Source organism: Streptomyces carpinensis, from assembly GCF_002154505.1.
Taxonomy (GTDB): domain Bacteria; phylum Actinomycetota; class Actinomycetes; order Streptomycetales; family Streptomycetaceae; genus Streptomyces; species Streptomyces carpinensis.
Map to the genome: position 1 here is coordinate 1 of NZ_MUBM01000737.1, position 1076 is coordinate 1076.

The following is a 1076-nucleotide window of genomic DNA, read 5'->3' on the forward strand; positions in this document are numbered from 1 at the left end:
CTCGGCGTCCCGTACGCCGAGGGCGACGACTTCCATCCGCAGGCCAACATCGACAAGATGACGGCCGGTGTTCCGCTCGACGACGACGACCGGTGGCCGTGGCTCGACGCCATCGGCGCCTGGGCGCACGGGCGGGCGGGTCTCGGCGGGGTGGTGAGCAGCTCGGCGCTGAAGCGGTCCTACCGCGACCGGCTCAGGGCCGAGGCTCCCGGCATCGTCTTCGTCCATCTGACGGGCGACCGGAAACTCATCGAGGACCGGATGACGCACCGCCAGGGGCACTTCATGCCGACGGCGCTGCTGGACTCCCAGTTCGCCACGCTCCAGCCGCTCCAGGCGGACGAGCGGGGCGTCGCGGTGGACGTCTCCGGCTCCCCCGAGGAGATCACCGCGCGCGCCGTGGCCGCTCTCGACGACCTCGACAGCCCCACGCGATCGGACCGGGCCGAACCGTCCCCACGGTGACGCCTTCTCCCCCACGGTCACCGACCGCGGCACACCTGTCCCCACCGTCCCTCTTCACCTACAAGGGAAACCCGTNNGGCATCGCCGTCATCGTCCTGCTCATCACCAAGTTCAAGCTGCACGCCTTCCTGTCCCTGACCATCGGGTCACTGGTGCTCGGCGCCATCGCCGGGGCGCCGTTGGACAAGGCGATCACCAGCTTCACCACCGGCCTCGGCTCGACGGTCGCCGGNNGGCGATGCCGTGGGCGATGGTGCTGATCGCGTCGGTGGTCGGTCTGCCGCTGTTCTTCGAGATCGGCATCGTGCTGCTGATCCCGGTCGTGCTGATGGTCGCCAAGCGCGGCAACTACTCCCTGATGCGCATCGGCATCCCGGCGCTGGCCGGTCTGTCCGTCATGCACGGCCTGATCCCGCCGCACCCCGGCCCGCTGGTCGCCATCGACGCGGTCAAGGCCAACCTGGGCGTGACACTGGCGCTGGGCATCCTGGTCGCCATCCCGTCCGTGATCATCGCGGGCCCGCTGTTCTCCAAGGTCGCCAGCCGCTGGGTGGACGTCCCCGCCCCCGACCGCATGATCCCGCAGCGTGCCTCCGACGAGCTGGAGCGGC

Annotated in this window: 1 protein-coding gene and 1 pseudogene; both read left to right on the forward strand. The window is 70.3% G+C overall.

Features of this window, described 5'->3' with window-relative positions; translation table 11 throughout:
* Positions 1–465 (forward strand): gluconokinase (locus tag BZY54_RS48435; RefSeq protein ID WP_086731580.1); only part of this gene is annotated, 465 nt, incomplete at its 5' end.
* A gap of 77 nt (positions 466–542) precedes the next feature.
* Positions 543–1076: pseudogene (locus BZY54_RS48440) on the forward strand (GntP family permease); the annotation flags it as partial.